The 19,830-nt window shown below is 44.8% G+C and carries 20 protein-coding genes; 7 read left to right on the plus strand and 13 right to left on the minus strand.

What is annotated here, in order from left to right:
• Positions 1 to 60: 60 nt before the first annotated feature.
• A complete protein-coding gene (locus tag J2X75_RS14170) occupies positions 61 to 1,812 on the minus strand; it encodes an ABC transporter ATP-binding protein (RefSeq protein WP_310337661.1) in 1,752 nt (583 codons plus the stop codon).
• 151 nt (positions 1,813 to 1,963) lie between these two features.
• Between J2X75_RS14170 and J2X75_RS14175 the strand changes: the two genes are divergently transcribed.
• From J2X75_RS14175 to J2X75_RS14185, 3 genes are all read left to right on the plus strand, one after another.
• A complete protein-coding gene (locus J2X75_RS14175) occupies positions 1,964 to 3,406 on the plus strand; it encodes an ABC transporter permease subunit (protein WP_397383645.1) in 1,443 nt (480 codons plus the stop codon).
• 34 nt (positions 3,407 to 3,440) lie between these two features.
• Positions 3,441 to 4,952 (plus strand): ABC transporter permease, encoded by a 1,512-nt coding sequence (locus tag J2X75_RS14180; RefSeq protein ID WP_310337322.1) that lies wholly within the window; start codon positions 3,441 to 3,443, stop codon positions 4,950 to 4,952.
• A gap of 73 nt (positions 4,953 to 5,025) precedes the next feature.
• Complete coding sequence (locus tag J2X75_RS14185) at positions 5,026 to 6,846, plus strand: ABC transporter substrate-binding protein (RefSeq protein WP_310337323.1); 1,821 nt, start codon at positions 5,026 to 5,028, stop codon at positions 6,844 to 6,846.
• Positions 6,847 to 6,902: 56 nt separating this feature from the next.
• On the opposite strand, the gene J2X75_RS14190 is transcribed toward J2X75_RS14185, so the two are convergent.
• From J2X75_RS14190 to J2X75_RS14200, 3 genes are all read right to left on the minus strand, one after another.
• The gene (locus tag J2X75_RS14190) at positions 6,903 to 7,544 is read right to left on the minus strand and encodes a sugar O-acetyltransferase (protein WP_124115848.1); all 642 of its coding nucleotides are present in this window, start codon (positions 7,542 to 7,544) and stop codon (positions 6,903 to 6,905) included.
• Between the two features lie 62 nt (positions 7,545 to 7,606).
• On the minus strand, positions 7,607 to 8,614 hold the full coding sequence (locus J2X75_RS14195) for an ROK family protein (RefSeq protein ID WP_310337324.1): 1,008 nt from the start codon (positions 8,612 to 8,614) through the stop codon (positions 7,607 to 7,609).
• A 541-nt stretch (positions 8,615 to 9,155) separates the two neighbouring features.
• Complete coding sequence (locus tag J2X75_RS14200) at positions 9,156 to 9,611, minus strand: hypothetical protein (RefSeq protein ID WP_310337325.1); 456 nt, start codon at positions 9,609 to 9,611, stop codon at positions 9,156 to 9,158.
• A 216-nt stretch (positions 9,612 to 9,827) separates the two neighbouring features.
• On the opposite strand from J2X75_RS14200, the gene J2X75_RS14205 reads away from it, so the two are divergent.
• Together J2X75_RS14205 and J2X75_RS14210 are read left to right on the plus strand one after the other, a co-directional pair.
• On the plus strand, positions 9,828 to 10,028 hold the full coding sequence (locus tag J2X75_RS14205) for a hypothetical protein (RefSeq protein WP_310337326.1): 201 nt from the start codon (positions 9,828 to 9,830) through the stop codon (positions 10,026 to 10,028).
• Between the two features lie 232 nt (positions 10,029 to 10,260).
• Complete coding sequence (locus J2X75_RS14210) at positions 10,261 to 10,761, plus strand: AAA family ATPase (protein ID WP_310337328.1); 501 nt, start codon at positions 10,261 to 10,263, stop codon at positions 10,759 to 10,761.
• A gap of 134 nt (positions 10,762 to 10,895) precedes the next feature.
• Here J2X75_RS14210 and J2X75_RS14215 read toward each other — a convergent pair whose 3' ends face one another.
• The 3 genes from J2X75_RS14215 to J2X75_RS14225 all read right to left on the minus strand — a co-directional run bounded on the left by J2X75_RS14215 (position 10,896) and on the right by J2X75_RS14225 (position 12,626).
• A complete protein-coding gene (locus J2X75_RS14215; RefSeq protein WP_310337330.1) occupies positions 10,896 to 11,099 on the minus strand; it encodes a hypothetical protein in 204 nt (67 codons plus the stop codon).
• Between the two features lie 124 nt (positions 11,100 to 11,223).
• Positions 11,224 to 11,706, minus strand: coding sequence for a hypothetical protein (locus J2X75_RS14220; RefSeq protein WP_310337331.1), 483 nt, complete (start codon positions 11,704 to 11,706; stop codon positions 11,224 to 11,226).
• Positions 11,707 to 11,888: 182 nt separating this feature from the next.
• Positions 11,889 to 12,626, minus strand: coding sequence for a cyclase family protein (locus tag J2X75_RS14225; RefSeq protein WP_310337332.1), 738 nt, complete (start codon positions 12,624 to 12,626; stop codon positions 11,889 to 11,891).
• A 197-nt stretch (positions 12,627 to 12,823) separates the two neighbouring features.
• On the opposite strand from J2X75_RS14225, the gene J2X75_RS14230 reads away from it, so the two are divergent.
• Positions 12,824 to 13,459, plus strand: coding sequence for a type 1 glutamine amidotransferase family protein (locus J2X75_RS14230; protein WP_310337665.1), 636 nt, complete (start codon positions 12,824 to 12,826; stop codon positions 13,457 to 13,459).
• On the opposite strand, the gene J2X75_RS14235 is transcribed toward J2X75_RS14230, so the two are convergent.
• Positions 13,443 to 14,369 (minus strand): NADP-dependent oxidoreductase, encoded by a 927-nt coding sequence (locus tag J2X75_RS14235; RefSeq protein ID WP_310337334.1) that lies wholly within the window; start codon positions 14,367 to 14,369, stop codon positions 13,443 to 13,445. The genes J2X75_RS14230 and J2X75_RS14235 overlap by 17 nt on opposite strands.
• A 196-nt stretch (positions 14,370 to 14,565) precedes the next feature.
• Between J2X75_RS14235 and J2X75_RS14240 the strand changes: the two genes are divergently transcribed.
• Entirely contained in the window at positions 14,566 to 15,444 is an 879-nt protein-coding gene (locus J2X75_RS14240; protein WP_310337335.1) for a PhzF family phenazine biosynthesis protein, read from the plus strand.
• Between the two features lie 74 nt (positions 15,445 to 15,518).
• Here the strand turns inward: J2X75_RS14240 and J2X75_RS14245 are convergent, their stop codons facing one another.
• The 5 genes from J2X75_RS14245 to J2X75_RS14265 form a co-directional block, all read right to left on the minus strand.
• Entirely contained in the window at positions 15,519 to 16,466 is a 948-nt protein-coding gene (locus J2X75_RS14245) for an alpha/beta hydrolase (RefSeq protein ID WP_310337336.1), read from the minus strand.
• A 109-nt stretch (positions 16,467 to 16,575) separates the two neighbouring features.
• Complete coding sequence (exlX, locus tag J2X75_RS14250; protein WP_310337338.1) at positions 16,576 to 17,292, minus strand: expansin ExlX; 717 nt, start codon at positions 17,290 to 17,292, stop codon at positions 16,576 to 16,578.
• Between the two features lie 340 nt (positions 17,293 to 17,632).
• Positions 17,633 to 18,838, minus strand: coding sequence for a cation:proton antiporter (locus J2X75_RS14255; RefSeq protein ID WP_076216431.1), 1,206 nt, complete (start codon positions 18,836 to 18,838; stop codon positions 17,633 to 17,635).
• Between the two features lie 3 nt (positions 18,839 to 18,841).
• The gene (locus J2X75_RS14260) at positions 18,842 to 19,348 is read right to left on the minus strand and encodes a cation:proton antiporter regulatory subunit (RefSeq protein WP_190945346.1); all 507 of its coding nucleotides are present in this window, start codon (positions 19,346 to 19,348) and stop codon (positions 18,842 to 18,844) included.
• A complete protein-coding gene (locus J2X75_RS14265) occupies positions 19,338 to 19,811 on the minus strand; it encodes a GreA/GreB family elongation factor (RefSeq protein ID WP_124115838.1) in 474 nt (157 codons plus the stop codon). Before J2X75_RS14265 ends, J2X75_RS14260 begins: the two co-directional genes overlap by 11 nt.
• Between the last annotated feature and the right edge of the window lie 19 nt (positions 19,812 to 19,830).

Consider the following 19,830-nt stretch of genomic DNA (forward strand, 5'->3'; position numbering starts at 1 on the left):
ATCTATGGAGATCATCGTCGGGGTTCTTTTGTCGTTGAAAAAGACTATATATTTCACTATCTAGCCAGATATGGCAACCCAATGTCCTTCCGTGACTTCTACCCATCTGGAATGCTCCAGATTATAACGGTCCTCTACTTCCACATTTTCTCTGGCTGCTTCTTTGACAACATGCCTCTTTTTCTTCGCTTCGATCGCCGGATCAGGCACAGGAATAGCGGACAGCAATGCCTTGGTATAGGCATGTTGCGGGTTGGAATAGAGTTCTTCACTCTCAGCCAGCTCCACAATTTTCCCGTTATACATGACAGCTACTCGGTCACTGATATGTTTGACCATGGACAAGTCATGCGCGATGAAGAGATACGTCAATCCGAGTCGCTGCTGTAACTCTTCAAGCAATTGAACGATCTGAGCCTGTATCGACACATCCAGTGCAGACAATGGTTCGTCACATACGATGAATTCCGGCTCCACAGCCAGAGCTCGAGCTATACCGATCCGCTGTCTCTGTCCACCTGAGAATTCATGTGGATAACGCTGCGCATGGGTAGGATCAAGACCCACCATCTCCAGTAGTTCCTCCACCCGCTTCTCCCGCTGAGATGCTGTACCTGCAAGTTGATGAATATCAAGGGCTTCTCCAATGATATCCATAATCCTCATTTTGGGATTCAGCGATGCATAAGGGTCCTGGAAAATAATCTGCATATGTCTGCGCATCGTTTTCATCTCCGAAGCGGACAGACGATTAAGCGGAACTCCCTTAAACAGGACATCCCCACCTGTTGGCTCATGCAATCGAAGAATGGCACGCCCCGTGGTCGATTTACCACTGCCGGATTCTCCCACAACGCCGAGTGTCTCTCCTTGACGAATATGGAAACTGATATCATTCACGGCCTTTAAGGTATTGCCTTTCCCCAGATTAAAATGTTGTCTGAGTGATTTCACCTCAAGTAACGGCTGATCATCCTCCAGATCTCTCTGGACCAATGATACCGGTTTGGGCTTTTTCTTCTGATCCAGACGTGGTAATGCATTCAGAAGTCTGATCGTATACGGGTGTTTGGGATTAGCAAAAATCTCTGTTGTAGTCCCGGTTTCCACAATCTGTCCTTCTTTCATAACAACAACCCGATCACACATGCCTGCCACTACGCCCAGATCATGCGTGATCAGGATAATCGATGTGCCCAGTTGGTCCTGCATATCTTTCATCAAATTAAGAATCTGTGCCTGAATTGTAACGTCCAGTGCGGTTGTAGGCTCATCGGCAATGAGCAATTCAGGGCGACAAGCAAGTGCAATACCGATCATGACCCGCTGGCGCATGCCTCCGGAGAATTCATGCGGATACTGGTTGTAACGTATTTCGCTGCGAGTTATCCCTACCCGCTCCATCATGGCAATCGCCTGTTTCTTGGCTTCCCTTTTGGACACCTTCTGGTGTTTGATCAGACTTTCGGATATCTGTTTCCCTACTTTAATGGTCGGATTAAGGGAACTCATCGGGTCCTGAAAGATCATACCAATATCACGCCCACGGATGCTTTCCATCTCTTTCTGCGTTTTATTGGCCAGGTCGACCCCTTTAAACAGAATCTCTCCATTTTTCATCTGTGAAGGCGGCGATGCAAGCAGCCTCATAATGGAACGTGCGGTTACACTTTTTCCGCTGCCTGATTCTCCTACAATGCCCAGCGTCTCGCCTTTGCGCACTTCAAAACTCACTTCTCGCACTGCCTGAAACTCACTCTCTCCTGAGTGAAAAGAGACCGATAGATCATTAACTTTCAGTAAAGGTTCCATGTCATCACCAGCTCTCATCCGTTTTTTCACATTCACTCATCTCATATGTATACCATTTAATTCCTTGACAATTGTTTAGACCCTAAATAATATATACTATATCAATCGGAATAATGCAATTTAAACCTGAATGAAAGGAGGCACGCTTGGTTTGAATCTTGCAGAAGGCAGCAGACTCTCGCGGTTGGTGCACAATTTAAGTTTTATTTATGGCAAAATGCTGCTTCATCCTTCCTACCGATATGTTCTGTTAATTCTTGGATTACCGATCAATCTGGTCGTGTTTCTAATATGGCGTTCGAATCGAAAAAATGACGGCTGGGTAGCTGCCAGGCAGACGGCTGAGCAAGAACTGCTCGCTTCTTCCTATCGGAACAAGCTGAAGTTGGAAGTGGAAGAACAGCTGCGGCGCAAACATCGTTTTTTCCAGCAACAGGTCAGTGAGGAAGAATTCAGACGTCAGACCGAGGAATGGTTGGAAGAAACGGTTCAGAAAGAGTTGAAGGAGCGGACTTCTCGCATACTTCAGGAACAGGGAAGTCAACGTCTTACGATGGCCGATATATTCCACACCCTTATCGACAAACCGTGGTTTTTCTCGATATCCATTATTCCCGGCTGTCTCATGTATGGCATCCTCTTTTTGTATGGAAATCCTTATCTAAAGTACATATTTGAAAGAATACTGATGACGGTATTTGTCATTCTGGGCGTAGCCACACTCGTATTTACGATTTTGTATCTGTCTCCGTTCAACCCGGCAGCTAACATTCTCGGAGAGACAGCAACACAGGAACAGATTGCAGCATTCAATCAGGTGTATGGCTTGGATCAGCCTTATCTTACACAGCTCTGGAACAATATTAAGGGAGTTGCTCTCTTCGATCTTGGCAAGTCTTTTGCAGGAAATGAAGACGTAACAGCAACGATTGCAAGAAAGTTTCCGATTACATTGACTCTCGCGGTCATCTCCCTGCTGTTAGCACTTGTCATTGCATTACCCATCGGTATTATCTCAGCGATTAAGCCTAATTCATGGTTCGATTATACGTTTATGTTTATCGCTCTGATTGGATTATCGATCCCGAATTTCTGGCAAGGACTTATTTTCATTCTGAACTTTTCCATCAAATTGCAGTGGCTTCCCGCTACCTTCAACCCGCAAAATTGGCTTTCGATCATTATGCCAACCATTGTGCTGGGCACGGGACTTACGGCTGCGGTGGCACGGATGACTCGATCTTCCACACTGGAAGTCATTCATGAGGATTATGTGATGACTGCCCGCGCCAAGGGGTTAAGCGAACGTCAGGTCATGCTGAAACACGCTGTACGTAATGCATTGATTCCAATTGTAACGGTGGTTGGACTCCAATTCGGAGCCATGCTGGGCGGGGCAGCAGTGACGGAGAAAGTATTTAATATCAGCGGTCTCGGCAGTTATATTGTGGATAAACAATTTATCCCCGATATTCCGAGTATCATGGGCGGAGTAATCTACACAGCAATTACGATCTCCATTATCAATGTAGCGGTTGATCTGCTGTACGCTTTTATTGATCCAAGAGTGCGCTCCAAGATGAAACAATATTAAAGTGTGTTGAACTACCTCTTAAAGCAGGTGTATTATGACAAACTCGTCCTTAACACAAGAAATGCGTTTCCGGCTTAAGTCTTCTCGAGAATACAGTCAGGCCAGCTTCGCCTGGATCACGTCCCTTCTCTTGACTGCCTTGTTGCTGTTCAACAGTTATGACTGGAGCGGGCAGGCGTTCAAACCATTTCTGCTAACGATACTTGGGATCTATGTATTCTTCACACTGGTTCAAAGTATCATCACCCTTCGGATTCGAAAAGACTTGATCCGAACTGGTACGGTCACTGCTCTGACTCGCAGGATCGCCTGGGTTCAGCTACTTGCTATCATTTCTGGCAATATATTTATCGTAACGGCAGCCTTTCATCTGATTCGAAAAGCCAGGAATGTGGAGTATACCTTTGCGGTGTATATGCTGTTAACCCAGCTGTTCGTTATCGGTGTATCTGCGTTAAATGTTTTCAAACCCTATGTGGCTGATAACTTTCTGCCAGCCATGGCAGTGCTCATATTTATTCTCGTCATTGACCTGGTCGTACTGATTATCGTATCCCGATATAACGCGGCCTCTATCCTCCCTCTCTGGATGATCGGTGTCAGTGTAGTACTGATTCTGTCCTCGATTACAGGCAATGTATTTGCACTATTGCTCGGCATTTCCATTATCGGACGAATTCGCAGACAGGGGAAACAAAAATCAAACTTTTGGAACGATCTATGGGAGCGCCTTGCTCCAAATATGACTGCCATGTCCGGTTTGTTTTTTATCATTTTTCTGTTCTCGATATCGATCTGCAGCTTTTTTACCTTTGACTACAGCATGGCTGTGGAAAATAACTATTCGGCTCTGCTTCAATCCCCATCCCTCGCGTATCCCTTGGGAACGGATGACTTCGGACGATGTTTATTTTCCCGGATTGTATTTGGTGCCCGAATCTCCTTAATCGTAGGTTGCATGTCGACCATCATTCCTGTGTTAATTGGTGGAGTCCTCGGAGCATTCTCCGGCTTCTACGGAAGGCATACGGATAACATCATCATGCGGCTGCTCGATATTCTCTATGCCATTCCGGGAATTCTGCTCGCCATTGCGATTATTGCGGCGTTTGGAGCCAATACGGTCAATCTCATTCTGGCGCTGAGTCTGGGTTCGATTCCAACTTACGCCCGTACCATGAGAGCCAGTGTGCTCTATGTTTCTACTTTTGAATTTGTGGAAGCTGCACGTGCACTGGGGTACAACAATCGTACGATTATTTTCAAACACATTATTCCCAACTCCCTTGCGCCCATGATTATCAAATCCACACTCACGATTGGTGGAGCCGTTATTGCTACCAGCAGTTTGAGTTATCTGGGACTCGGCGTGGAGCCGCATATTCCGGAATGGGGTAACATTCTGAAGCTCGGCAGTACATACCTGGAAACCCACTCTTATCTGGCGATTTATCCAGGCTTGGCTATTATTCTGCTGGTTCTTTCGTTTAACTTTCTCGGTGACGGTCTTCGTGATGCGCTTGATCCCAAGCTAGAAAAGGCCTAAATGATTTGTTGAAATGAATGATATAGAAAAAAGAAATCACACATCACACATTCAAGATATGGAGGGTAATCCCATGAAAAAACGTACACTAATCTCATTGTTATTAATTCTCGTCATTGTGATTTCCGGCTGCAGTGTAAAAACTAAAACCGAGTCCCAGGCGGAGACGGCACCAGCGGATACAACAGAAACTGCACAAAAACCGGTAGACATTGAACTGCTCGCCATGAGCTCTTCCGAAAATGATGTAAACATTGTACGCGACCAGCTGACTAAAAACGGCTTCAATGTGAAGCTGAACCTGCAGCCTGATTACGGTAGCTTCAAATCCCAGCAGGATGCAGGGAATTATGACATCGCCTTGTCCAGCTGGACAACGGTAACGGGAAATCCCGATTATGCGGTACGTTCCCTTTTCAAAACAGGTGGAGATTACAGTATCCTTGCAGATGGGGAACTTGATAAGCTCATCGATCAGGCAGCTACTCAAACTCCAGATGAGTACAAAGACACGTACAAACAATTGGAAGATCGCTTGGTAACTGACCAGGCGTATATCGCTCCTTTGTACATTTCCCTGAAAAGTCAGGCTGTGAACAAAGACATTCTGAATGTTGACACGGTTCGTCTCTCCAAATCCCGCGCCATGGCTTGGGAACCGATTGAGTTCAAGGACAGCTCCAAAAATGCCAAAGATCCGTTGATTCTGACGCAAAGTGCATCCGTACTGACTTCCCTTGATCCGATCAAAGGAAACGACGGCTCCATCAACCAGTTGAATACCAATATGTATGTACGTCTCGTTAACTTGACGGATGATGATCAGCTGACAGCAGAAGGATCACTGTCCCATAATTTCAGTATTGCTGAAGGTAATTCGGACTACTACTTCATTCTCAGAGACGATATCAACTTTGCGAAGATTGATAACAAAAAAGCTGTAGATACAGGAGAACGTGTCGGTGCAGATGATGTGATCTTCTCCCTGGATCGTGCTAAAAATAAAGATTCCGTTCCGGATCACCGGACGTACAGTCTGCATGAACACATCAAAGAAGCTGAGGTTGTAACGGATCTGAGTGCATTACAATCCATCAAACAATCCAGTGGTAACGGCACGATCCTCGAAGCATTGGAACAAGGATTGGGCAGCAAAATTACAGAACTCGTAACGGACAAAACCAAAGCAGATAATAGCGCAGGTAAATATCAGGTCGTTAAACTGACAACAACTGAACCTTTCCCGCAAGTACTGAACTACCTGGCTCACCAATCTGCGGGTATCGTGTCCAAAAAACAGGTGGAGAGCATCAACACATATGATGTAGCTTCCTTTGACGTCAACAAAGATATTCCTTACGGTGATCAGAACACGGTGACTGAAGGCGCAGCATACAATAACACCCTTTATACTAGCGGACCTTATATTTTATCTTATAAAAATGACTATGAAGCTGTATTCTTGCAAAATCCGGGATACCGCAAAGGCACTGAATATGCACCAAAAATTGCTCAGGTCAATGTCCGGTTCATCGCGGATGCAGACAGCGCCCTCTCTGCTCTTCGCAGCAGTGAAATTCATTTATACTACGGTGTGCCTGAAACCAAGTATGACATTATCAAAAATGACAGCAAATTGCATCTGCAAAGCATTCCAAGCAACGCCGTTTCTTATCTCTTGTTCAACACGGCCAACCGTGATGTGGCCAAGAGTAGTGATTTGAGAAAAGCCGTACTGTACTCCATTAATCAGGATGAAATTTTGAGTTTCTACAAGAATAACAAACTCAAAGCATACTCCACAGTAAGCCCGCTCGTTCCGACCGGGAATGAATTGAAAGCTGATCCTGCAAAAGTAAAAGAATTCTTGAGCAACTATAACGCCTCCAAATAAACGTATACCAAAAAAGGCTGTCACTGGATCATCTACCGATCCTAGTGACAGCCTTTTTATTCTTCCAGCACACGGCAATCTGCCAGAACATCGGGGTAATTTCGCATGCTGTCCGCTTCTGTGATTTTGCGAATAACTTTGCACGGTACGCCTGCTGCAAAAGAATGCGGTGGAATATCACGGGTCACCACGCTACCTGCTCCGATCACACAGCCGTCTCCAATCGTTGCGCCCCCGCACACTGTGACGTTTGCCGAAATCCATACATCGTTTCCAATCGTGACCGGTTTGGCATAACATAGCGACTTCACATCACCGTTCTGATCCATCATCCGTCTCCGCTCACGGGCAATCATGGGGTGAACAGGAGTGACAATCGTAACGTTCGGTCCAAAACTGGTATAGTCCCCAATCGTCACTTGCGCATCGTCTTGTATCGTCAGATTGTAATTACCGAAGAAGTGATCGCCTATCCGGGTATGCACACCATAATGAAAGAAGATGGGACCTTGCAGGAATCCCCCTTTACCGATCTGCCCCAGCAGCTGTTGCAATATCTGATCCCTTTCCTCCGTCTGTTCCTCAAAGGTCTGACTGTAACGCTGACTGAGATTATGGGCCCGCCTTTTGATGGTCTTTAATTCCGGATCACTTGGACTAAACAATATGCCCTTCATGATTCTCTCTTCTTCACGCATGATGAATCCTCCTCAACACAAGTTAGCTTATCAAAAAAAAGCCACAGACATGGCCTGTGAGGTTATAAAGCTTCTGATAGAATGCTTGATTTCAACGCCTGAAGAACCATTCCCCTTAACCCAGCATCAAAATCATGTTGAAACGAGTCCAGATGTACGATCTCGGGCAATGACGGCATGGGATGCTGCTCCATGTACTGTTTCCACGCCAAGTCCAGTTCTTCTCTCTCCACACGTTCCTGATAAATGACAATCTGGTGCGGGGCAACGACGGCATTGATCGTTTGCAGAATATGACATACCTGCACTACTAAGTCGTCTTTGCTCATGTCACGTTTCCAATCTGGTGAATAAGGAAGATACTTGATCTCACCAAACATCCCGTTTTTCCCGCGGATCATCTGTCCATTCAACATCATGCCCATACCCGGCGGATATCGGTTCGGAAAATAAACGCCTGCTACACTCTGTTCCTTCATATCAGCATGCTGTGTACAGTATCCGCTAATCGCTGCATTCACATCATTCTCCACGAGAACTTTCAGTTGGAACTCGCTCTCGATCTCCCGTATCAGATGTGAATGGATAAGCTCTTCATGACTGCTCACCGTGATGTCCCCGTCCACAGCTTGTCCCGGAATACCGATGCCAATCATATCAATGGAGGGGTACTCCGCAACGAAACGCGCGATAAGTTGCAGCACATGCTGTTTATCAAAAGCAGGCAGGATGCTCTCTTCCTTCAACACAACCTTATTCTCCAGATTCATGACCGTTGCCGAAATCAACTCCTGGCCTTTCATCTCTTTGATGTAAAGAACCAAAGCAAGCTTGAAATTATAATTATATCGATATGCCTGAGCAGGACGACCGCCGTTAGAGGGAACCACTTTATCCTGGAACAACTCTCCGCCATCACATAATTCCTGAATCAGGGCATTAATGGTAACCACACTAAGATTGGTTAGTAAAGCTAATTGCGGTTTGGTCGCCGTCTCAATCTGCTGCATGACTTCACGCACATTATTCAAATTGATGTATTTCATCATTGTAGCGTTGGCTTTTTTCATAACCCTCTCGTTTCTACTCTGGTTCAATGGAGCCAAAGCAATGGTATGGATGTCATTCACACCATATCATAACATAATGCCTTACTCGAACACATGAGTTCCATCGTGCTGGCGATGGATCGAAATCGGCAGAGCTACTTGGTTCACTCAAACAAATCATCCATAGACTTCACAGGCTTCACTTCAATTGGTTGCTTGGACAAGACCATACTGGCATAGGTACCTGCCCAGATTATAACTGCCATAATAACGTAGACCATCCATACTTACCTCCCTGTTTCATGCGGATTATAATTTTGCGATACTTACCACATGTGACTATTCCTTCAGTTAATAAATATACTTTATAAAGTGTATTACGTAAGTATGCGAGGACAATAGTTCTTTGTCAATATAATTTATCCGATTCCCTTTCCGTCCAAGAAACAAGTAGAAAGCATTACTACAACAACACGTATCATCTCGATGCCCATAATAAATAGCTGCCGACAGAATCATTCAACGATTCTGTCGCCAGCTATTTGTTCAACAAGCGAGCAGTTTATTTCGAATAGATTCGCTGTACCCCGGGCAATAAGGTCACAACTTGAATACCCACTCCCCATGCAAAATAGACCAAGTGAATAATAGAGACATCCTGAATCCAGTACACCTGCACCATAATCCAGATGATGAGAGCAAACCCCGTATACAAGGATAAAGTCCAAGCCCAATAGCGGTCAGGATAGAGATTCAGTCTCTCAGCCGGCCCCCAATGAACGTAGCGGATGAGCGAAACAGCAATCGTTGTAGGCATCACGCCAAGAACCAGCAATAGGATGATCCCCGGGAACAAAAAACTGGCAAACGGAGAATTCTCCAACAAAGATGCGGGCAAATTCACCATACTTCCGGATGGGTCTATGATTAAAATGACGCCTCCAACGATCGCCCCAATTCCCAGCATTCCATGCATCAAAATGAGTAACCACGATCTGCCTATACGCTGCTTCATCATGAATTGCTCCTTCCGTCCTCTCGTTTCTCAACCTCATACAGTCATTCTTAGGCGGATTATTATCAAACCCTCTAGTACCATTCTCACACATGCCGCGTATTGTTCCTGTGCTTCTTTTCACTATATTGATCTCGAAAATCATTTGTAATGGAAAAACTTGATAAAAGAACGTACGTTCGGTATAATGGGATTATCCTGAATAAGCGAGAGGCAGATATGGACGACAAATTTATTAAGGAATTACGCGAGATTAGTCGGGATGACAGACGAAGATCGGAATTTATGATTCAAGGATTGAAGGAAACACTGCAAGAACGTAAAGGAGAGGGCTTGCTGAAGCGCTGGATACGACGTAAGAAAACAGAGAAAAAAATCTCTCAAAGATTTAATCAAGATCCTCACTCGGATCAAAAGTAACAACATAAAAAGGAGGCGTATTACGCCTCCCTTGCTATTTACATATTTTTTGAATCATTTAGACTTCGTTAGTTGTGACTTAACCCATATGAACTAACGTTTCCCGTTAGCACAATAAGAAATAACGAGAAGTTGACGAAAACTGTGCGTTAAAATAACCCGACTACATGAGTGAAATAACCTTTATGTGTTAATGTAGTCCAAGGGACTTTCTTAAAAAGGGAGCGAAATTATGACAAATACTTCGGGCTCAATATCAAAAAAGAAAACGATGATTCTGGTTACAGGGATGTCGGGTACAGGTAAATCAACAGTTCTGGGCGAACTTGCTCATAGGGGGCATAGAATTATCGATACCGATTATGATGGTTGGAGTGAGAATGTGGATGGTTCTGGGTGGTTATGGAACGAGAATCGAATGGATGAGCTGCTCACTGAACATAGAGAAGGTACTTTATTCATTTCGGGTTGTGTATCAAATCAGGGGAAGTTTTACCCGATGTTTGATGCAGTAGTGTTGTTAAGTGCCCCCCTCGAAGTAATCCTTGAACGTATAGCTTCCCGTAAGACGAACGATTATGGAAAAACTGTCGAACAACGTGAAGAAATTATACAAAACGTCGCTAGTGTTGAGCCTCTCTTACGTGCTGGAGCTACAGTTGAGATCGACACCAGGAAGCCGCTTGATGAAGTTGTAACCGAGCTTGAGCTCATTGCCAACTCCACTAGCTGATCACTTCTTCGCCTGTACAAAACCGCCCAGTTCGACCAATCTAAGTACCTTGTTAAACAAAGCATCCAATCACAATGATCGGCTGCTTTCTTTGTTTTATTGAGCTAACGTTCCCCGCTAGCTTAAGAATAATTTCACTTTTTTAATTGAGTCATCTTTTTAAGGAGTACCGCGGTGCAGACAGATATAACACTGGCTAAGTATAAAAGAGCATATGCTATGGCAGCATAATATGTAAGTTCAGCTTCAATATCGGAGCTTGTAAGAAGAAGAATAATGGAAAAGCCAACAACAAAAACTACAGAACCTATCAGAACATTTTTAAAACCTTCTTTCACATACTCACCTCCCAGGATTTTTGACAGTTCCGGACCTGCTATTTTAGCGTTTATAATTTCCCCTCCCTTAAGCTATTCTCAATTGTGATCTAGCCCTTTCCCAAAAAAAGGTCTTTTGGTTGTATCATTCGAAAAATTCGGAACGAATATCCAGTGTTTTAATAGTGAGTAGATATCCATTTATCGTATTAGTAATCATTTCAATTTCAGATACATTGTATGAAGTTATATCCATTTTCGAAATGATCACTTGCTTACTAAGCACTTTTGATAAAGAAGAGGTAATTTGTTTCTTTACATCGTCATTTAAACTTTCAAACTGGAGTACAAGGTTTTCAAGGTCATCCTTGCTACCTTTAATCAAACTATGGGATTGGATAGCACTATGCTTTGGAGATGAAGACTTGATAGCATAAATCTCAATGATATCATCCATTTTAACTTTAAAGTTTTTACCTTCTTCTGTTTCAACAAATAGGCGGCCTTCCTTTAATTCTTTAGCAACACCACGGAAAAATTCATCTCGATTATTAACTTTAAATACTACAGAATGTTGTTCTTTAACTGTCATCTCAATAAATTGTTTCTTGTTCATCATACTATGCAATGTGTTCCCCCCTCCCTTTTTAAAGATAAAGTATTCTATATGAGGTATATTATTCCCTTTTCATTGAACTAACCTGCCCGTTAGCTTAACTGAAAGACAGCCGACTATTTAGCTGGCTGTCTACTTGAGTATTCTGAATTCTGTGCCTGATTTATCTATTTCAGCTTTTGATCTACCCCGTTTTACGGCAAAATGGCAAAGGATCGAACTGGAAAACCAGATGCTTTCTCCGCCTTCGGTACGATGTTGAAGATCACCGCACCTTTAGCCGGCACCTGATCCAGGTTTGTTAACAGCTCAACTTGATATGTATCCTGGGCGAGTACATAATATTCTGCCAGAAGTGCTCCATTCTTCTGATAATCCACCGCTGAATCCGTGTCAAAGGTTTCATGCCCAATGGCTTGTACCTTTCTTTCCTCAAATAAAAACATGAGCGCACGAACCGACCATCCAGGCGCATGACTGTTGCCCTCCGCATCCTTGTTATCAAATGTTTCATGGCTAGGCCAGCGTTTGCTCCAATCGGTACGTAAGGCTACAAAGCTTCCAGCTTCAATCACGCCATGCTCTCTTTCAAATTCAAGAATATGCTCCACATCCAGTGTGAAATCCGGATTGTTCTGCACTTCAGCGGACTGGTCAATGACCACAAGTGGCAATACAAGCTCCTTCAAGCCCAACTCATCCAGATACCGGGTATCCCGAACGAAGTGGATCGGCGCATCAAGATGTGTCCCGTATTGACCTGGGAACTTGAAGCTCTGGGCAAAGAAACCTTGATCGTGATCAAACAGTGTATCGAATTGTGCTGCCTCAAAAGCTGAAAAATGTGGAGAGTCCGGTCCAAACGTATGGGTCAGATCCACCCATTTCTTTTCTTTTAACAATTGAATGGCTTGAATGAGTTCGTTGGACATCCTAATCACCTCATGCACAAAATGGAATAAATTTCTCCTATTATATCTTATTACAATACAATTGGGGAGCAATCCCTAAAGTTTTTAGGGCTGCTAATTTTCAAATTTAAAAACTTCACTGACCATAGATGTCAGTGAAGTTTATTTATAATACAAGAGTAATCCATTCAATCATGAAAACAAAAGGAGCATGTATGATGCAAACGAAGAACGTATATCTATATGTATTTGATACGATGTCAGACTGGGAGATAGGATATCTAACTGCTGAATTGAACTCGGGAAGGTATTTCAGGAAAGAGATCGAACCTTTGCAGGTCGTAACGGTAGGTGTAGATAAACATCCGGTAACTACCATGGGCGGATTAAATATCCTTCCACATATTTCTATTGATGAATGTACGTTGAAAGGTAACGACGTCATCATTCTTCCAGGAGGAAACACCTGGATGGACACCATCCATGATCCTCTATTAAAAAAAGTTGCTGCCTCCATAGAAGAAGGTACGGTTATTGCGGCGATTTGCGGTGCCACAGTTGCACTTGCAAAAATAGGGATACTGGATTCCAGACAGCATACAAGCAATGATTTAGAATACCTGAAGATGATATGCCCAGATTATACTGGAGAGGCCTATTATGTAACGGAGCCAGCAGTAACCGATGGAAATGTAGTTACTGCATCTGGAATAGCTCCGTTAGAATTTACGATGCATGTGTTGAAGCTGTTGAATGTCTTTGCACCAGAAACATTACAGGCCTGGTTCAATCTGTATCAGACTCATGAGTCCAAATACTTCTACCAGTTAATGAATTCTATTGCACCTGAATAACCAGTTTCCCGCGGGTATGATGGGTCTCACTCTTCTCATGTGCTTCCCGTACTCCCTGTTGAGTTAGCGGGTAGGTTCCATCAATAACCGATTTGAGTTTGCCTTCCGCAGCCAGTTCAGCCAGCTGATCCAGTTGATCCCCTTTGGGCTCCATCATGAAAACGTTGGCCGTTACTCCGGCTTCCTTGGCAAGCTTCTCATCCGGTTGTTCCACCAAGGATACCAGATGTCCGCCAGACTTTAACACCTTGAAGCTATCGCGCTGAATATCACCGCCCATGGTGTCCAGCACAACATCATAACCGGAGAGAATCTCCGAGAAATCTTCTTTTTTATAGTTGATAAAATGATCTACACCCAACGAGCGAAGCAACGCTTCGTTTGATTCACTTGCCGTGGAAGCCACTTCAGCGCCGAGGGACTTGGCAATCTGTATTGCATACGTTCCCACACCACCTGCACCAGCATGAATGAGTACCTTCTGCCCTTTGCCTAAACGTCCATGATCCACAAGGGCTTGCCAAGCCGTCATCGCAGCCAGCGGGATCGCTGCCGCTTCCTCGAAGCTCAAGTTCTCCGGTATACGGGCAATAATGTCTGCATCGACAGCAACATATTCTGCATAAGTTCCGAATTGACGCGGACGCGCAAATACCCGATCACCTTCTCTGAACCGCGTGACATTTGAACCTGCTTCAGCCACAATACCCGCAACATCGCCGCCCAGAATCAACGGAAAACTCTCCGCTGCTTCTTTCATATCACCTTGTCTGATTTTGAAGTCCACCGGGTTCACCGACGTGGCATGTGTTCGAATTAACACCTGATTCACTCCACATGCTGGCTTGGCTACTTCCTTTTCCTTCAATTGTTCCGCTCCACCAAATTCTTCAATCACAATTGCTTTCATTAGAGATCCCAGCCTTTCCAATGGATTATCGTTACGCTCTCTCCCTTCATTACCCTTTCCCTGCGGTCACTTGACCTATTCATTCAAAAAATCGCAGCAATCTGGGTTTCACTATCCAGTTCAACAATCGTGATATAATGTCGATTATCGATTATGTTAAACCTTAATCCAATACTTGAACAAGCGAGGTAACACGATGGAAGTGGAAGTTAGTACATTACATGCATTTTCGGACAAGGCCTATGGCGGAAACCCCGCAGGTGTTGTTTTACAAGCAGCGCATTTGTCTGAAACCCAGATGCAGGAGATTGCCAGACAAGTCGGTTTTTCAGAGACTGCATTTGTTATGCCCTCGGATCAGGCTGATTTCAACGTTCGTTATTTCACCCCAAGTGATGAAGTCGATCTATGTGGACATGCCACAATTGCTTTATTTTATCTAATGAAGACACAGAAGCTCGTTAATGTTGGTACATATACACTGGAGACACTGGCCGGAATTCTTAAAGTTGATATCGAAGTCAATGGAGAAGTCTATCTGTCTCAGACGTTGCCGGAGTTTGGGGAGATCGTGGATCGACAGCAGATTGCCGATTCGTTACGTATTTCTATGGAGGATTTGCATTCCGAGCTACCTGTACAGATTGTGTCTACCGGGCTACCCGATATCATGATAGCCGTTAAAGATGTTGATGTTCTGACCAAAATCGATCCTGACTTCCAGCGTATCACTGAAATAAGCAAGGCTCATCACGCTATAGGTTATCACGTGTTTACACTCGAATCAGATGTTATGGACGTTCTGGCAGAATGCCGTAATTTTGCACCACTTTATGATATACCGGAAGAGAGCGCAACGGGCACATCCAATGGTGCCATGCTCTGTTATTTATCCCAGTACAACCAACTCACAGATCCTCATCATCACACGTACACGATCAGACAAGGGTATACCATGAACCGCCCCTCCGAAATCCGAGCCCGATTAACGCTGGATAGCTCTAATGAAATCACACAGATTCAGGTTGGCGGTAGCGCAGTTCATATCGAAAACATCAAAATACACCTCCCTTAGTGGGAGGTGTTTTACGTACTGAGGATATGTAAACTATCTTATGCGAAGCAGTGTAGTAGCCTGGCCTGTGGTCATCATTGAATTTGCTCTAAAAATCGTAGTACCGCTACCTCCAACTGGTTCAGTCCTGGCTGCTCTATAGGAAAATGGCCTGCCCCTTCCAAGATCACACATTCCTTGTCCACCACCAGATGATCAAAAAAAGATTGGCTGAACCTGATCGGTGTCATGGGGTCCAGTTCAGGGTGAACCAACAGAACCGGACACTGGTTGAACCGTTCCGGGCTTACCTCCGGTTTTTTATTAAGAAATGTTCTTAATAATTCCAACGGAATACGAGTAGCTGCCGCTTGTGGATCATCCATAATAAGCCGGGTTAAGTCCTTGTTATTAGTAATCAGTTGCATACGGGATACCTGTTTGACCGAAATACGTACATGATCCAGCAGACCAGGGAACATATCCATCATACGTTTTCCCGCCCGGCTCACCAGACGATTCGGTGCAAGCTGATCTCGCATTTCCTGATTACTCGTGTCAACAAATGTAGTTGCGATCAAACCCTTAACATGCTTGCTGCGTGCACTGGTGTGATAGGCAAGCATACCTCCGATGCTACTTCCCAATACAACGATTGGCTTGCCATCTTTTTTGTGTTCCCGTTCGATGAGTGACACAAGCAGCTCTATCCAAAGTTCGTAGTTAATACGTGTACCAGACATTGCGTAACTTAACCCATACGGCGGAAGATCTGGCGATACCACCTCGTATCCATGTCGCTGCAACATGCGGGCATATGGAGCGAGCAACCTGCCGTTGCCCCCCGCACCATGAATGAACAGAATTTTGAGTGAAGACTCCGGCGCAGGTAAGCGATCGATATGCATATTAACCCCATTTGACTCCCACCATTCTTCCTCAGGAACTGTATGCTCCCCTAACCTCACTTCTTCCGGGAAAAAGCACTGATACTGTTTCCAATAGGGATGTGTTGTCTGATATGAAGGCAAACTTTTTTTCATACGGTACATTCTCCTCTTTTCGTATACAAAAAAAGCCGTACAGTGTACGACTTTTCGTTAAGAATACGTCTATGACCATACTTCTTTTTATAACACCTTCGTATATCTGTCAATCGGGAAACTGTACATTGCCCGGTACGATATATGCACCACCCGATCCATCATTAGGCAGAGCCGGGATCGTGTCATTTAATACCTGACCGCGAATATCAGTAATACGAACGTTTAGTTTTACTTTGCCCAGTCCGGTTCCGAGGAAATGATTATAGTCTTGCTTTTCAAGATTGAGCCACGTACCATCCTTCTGTTTCACTTCGAACTTCAGCACCGGATATTTGTGATTACGAACCTGAATGGCTGCCCACCACTGACTGCTGCCTTCCTTGATCCGATAGGAGACGTTGCCTTGAATTGGAGCTTTGACCACTTTCCAGCTGATATTGATTTTGCCTACCTTTGGGTCACCGATCAGGTTAAAGGCATTCGGCGAGAGATCCAGCGCTCCGCTGGCACCCTCTGGATAGAGGTCTGTTACATAGACGGTTGTTTTGCCTTTAGGACCCTGCACCTCGAGATATGCTCCCGCTAAAGCGGCTTTGACACCGTTATAATTGAGTTGGAACGGATTAAGTGCAGTAATCTTCATGTCCGCCGGGATGGGATCAAGCAACACTGCACCTCCCGAGTAGCCTGAGCCCGTATACGTCGCATAACCCTGATATGTATCATTCCATGCAGCAGATGCAGGTAGAGCAAATAATACGAGACTGAGCAACATCGCTGTACCGGCCCATTTTAACCTTTGAAATCTACTTTTCTTGTTCATGAGCTATTCCTCCTCGTCCGTTCTCGTGTACATAATGTATTCAACTGCTAGAATTGAATATAACATTATTTTACATAATGACTGTTTATTATCAATCCCTATCTACCAAATCACATCTATAGTCCTGCCTCTGGACTTGAACATTCACGACCACGCACAGGATATGGATACATACCATAATTTGGTGGAAGAAGAAGTATAATAACAAGAATGTATTGGATGGGTTCCATGTAATAAAAAAAACGCCACACCCCGGAGTAATTTCGCTCTCCAAATGGTGTGGCGCTTATTAAACACTACGGTCAGAATACCCTGGCTGCCCAGCGACAGCCGCACCGGCTCAACCCGTTTCCCTTCGTTTCATCCGCTTTCTTAGTCGCTCATACGATGCGTAAATCCGCGGAGATTCTTTTGTCAGGATAGGCCCCAGCACAGCCAGAATTAACACATACAACACGGCAAACGATTGGATGGATGCCATCAGCCCTCCGGCCTTGCCGATGTTCGCCATGATAATGGAGAATTCGCCCCGCGAGACCAGGGTAAAGCCCACATTCAATGAGGCCTTAGGGCTCATTCCAGCCAGTCTGCCAGCGATCATACCTGCACCATAGTTACTGGCAATCGTCAGAATAACGGCAATAATCGTCATCCCAACAGCTCCGCCAAGTGAAGCCGGCTCGATGGTCAGGCCAAAACTGAAGAAGAAAATTGCACCAAAAAAATCTTTGAAAGGCATGATCTGATGTTCAATCCGACTCACATGTCTTGATTCGCCCAACACAAGCCCCATCATCAACGCTCCAATAGCTTCCGCTACGTGCAGCGTCTCCGAGAAACCGGCCACCAGGAAGAGCAGTGTCATGACGGTAAGCAGAAACAACTCTGATGACTTGATATTCAGTGCCTTATCAATATATTTGATGCTTTTCCTGCCAATAATCAGGAACAGCACAATAAACAGCAGGGCAGACAGCGATACCAGCAGAACACTTAAGAATGAAGTTGCCCCGCTGAGCACAAGCCCAGTCAGGATGGAGATATGAATTGCGATGAACAAGTCATCGAACATGATCATGCCCATGATAATCTCTGTTTCAGGGTTTGCCGTTCGTTTCAGATCAACGAGCACTTTAGCTACAATCGCTGTAGAAGAGCTGGTCATGATCCCGCAGACAACGAGTGTCTCCTGAAGGGGCAGATCCATGAACCACCCCAACAGCAATCCAGAGACAAAATTCAGACCAACATAGAACATGCCCCCGGTCAGAATGGCTTTACCAGACTTTAATAACCGGGAGACCGAGAACTCCAAACCCAGATAAAATAGCAAAAACAAAATGCCAAGCCTGCCCATAAATTCAATAAAGGTCGAACTTTCGATAAAACGTAAATCCACTATGCCGATCTGTGGTGCATGTGGTCCAACAGCCATACCAATCAGGATATAGAAAGGAATGACCGAAAATCGTAATCGTGAAGATATCAGCCCAGTAAGTGTAATCAGCGCAACGGCAATTCCCACTTCAAATATGAGCATATCCATAGGCTAAGTCCGTCCATCAGTCAACAATTGTTTGAGTTGCTTGATCTGATTCCGTTCACCGGCAACCACAATCGTAGCTCCAGCGGTAAAAGCATAATCCGGACCCGGATTAAAATGCTTCTCCTTATCCTTGGTCACAACAGCGAGAATAACAGCGCCCGTAGCCTGACGGATATCCAGTTCACCAATCGTCATGCCTACGCTTGCTGCGTGAGGCTCAATTCGTAGCCATTCGATTAACAACCCTTCAAGCATCACTTCACGCTCATCCTGAAACTTCGGTTTATAGGTCATACCACCAACGATAGCGGCAACCGCCCGGGCTTCATCATCGTCCAAGGTGACAAGAGATACCATATCACCCACCTCTTCAGGCGTATCCCCTGACTCCATATGGAACAGGTCACGCCTTTCGTCGTTATGGATCACAATGACCAAATGCTCACCGCTACGGGTATGCAGCCAGTATTTACGCCCAATCCCTGGTAAGTCTGTCTCTTTAAAGTGCATGATCTGCACCCCCTAGAGCCGACTCGTTCAAGGTTTCGCTCCTCAGCTCAATCCCCGTAATGCGGATTCTCATGGAACCTGATGGTGTATGAACAGATCTAACTTCCCCTTTACTGCCAAGCAGTAATTGACTTCCTACTGGAGAGAGGAAGGAAATACGCCCCTCATCAGGATCGGTATCTTCTGGCATAACAATCATGAACGAATCTGACGTATGAAAATCGAGATATTCAAAATCAATATGACTGCCGATCAATACAGCCGAGTCCAGATCTTCATCAGGGCCCAGGAGCAGTTTTTCCACATACTCCGTATATGCCGACAGTTGTTTTTCCAATTGTATCCGCTCTGGATCGCGCACGTCGAAATAGGCGTCGAGAAATGTTCTTTTCTCTTCACCGAATGTAAATAGCTGGCTCACCAGCTTCTCTCTGCAATTATGGCGGGAAGTCCTATGGTTCATAGTAGATTTCACCCCCTAT

Origin of the sequence: Paenibacillus sp. 2003 (genome assembly GCF_031455635.1) — a bacterium.
In the GTDB taxonomy this organism is placed as follows: domain Bacteria; phylum Bacillota; class Bacilli; order Paenibacillales; family Paenibacillaceae; genus Paenibacillus; species Paenibacillus amylolyticus_B.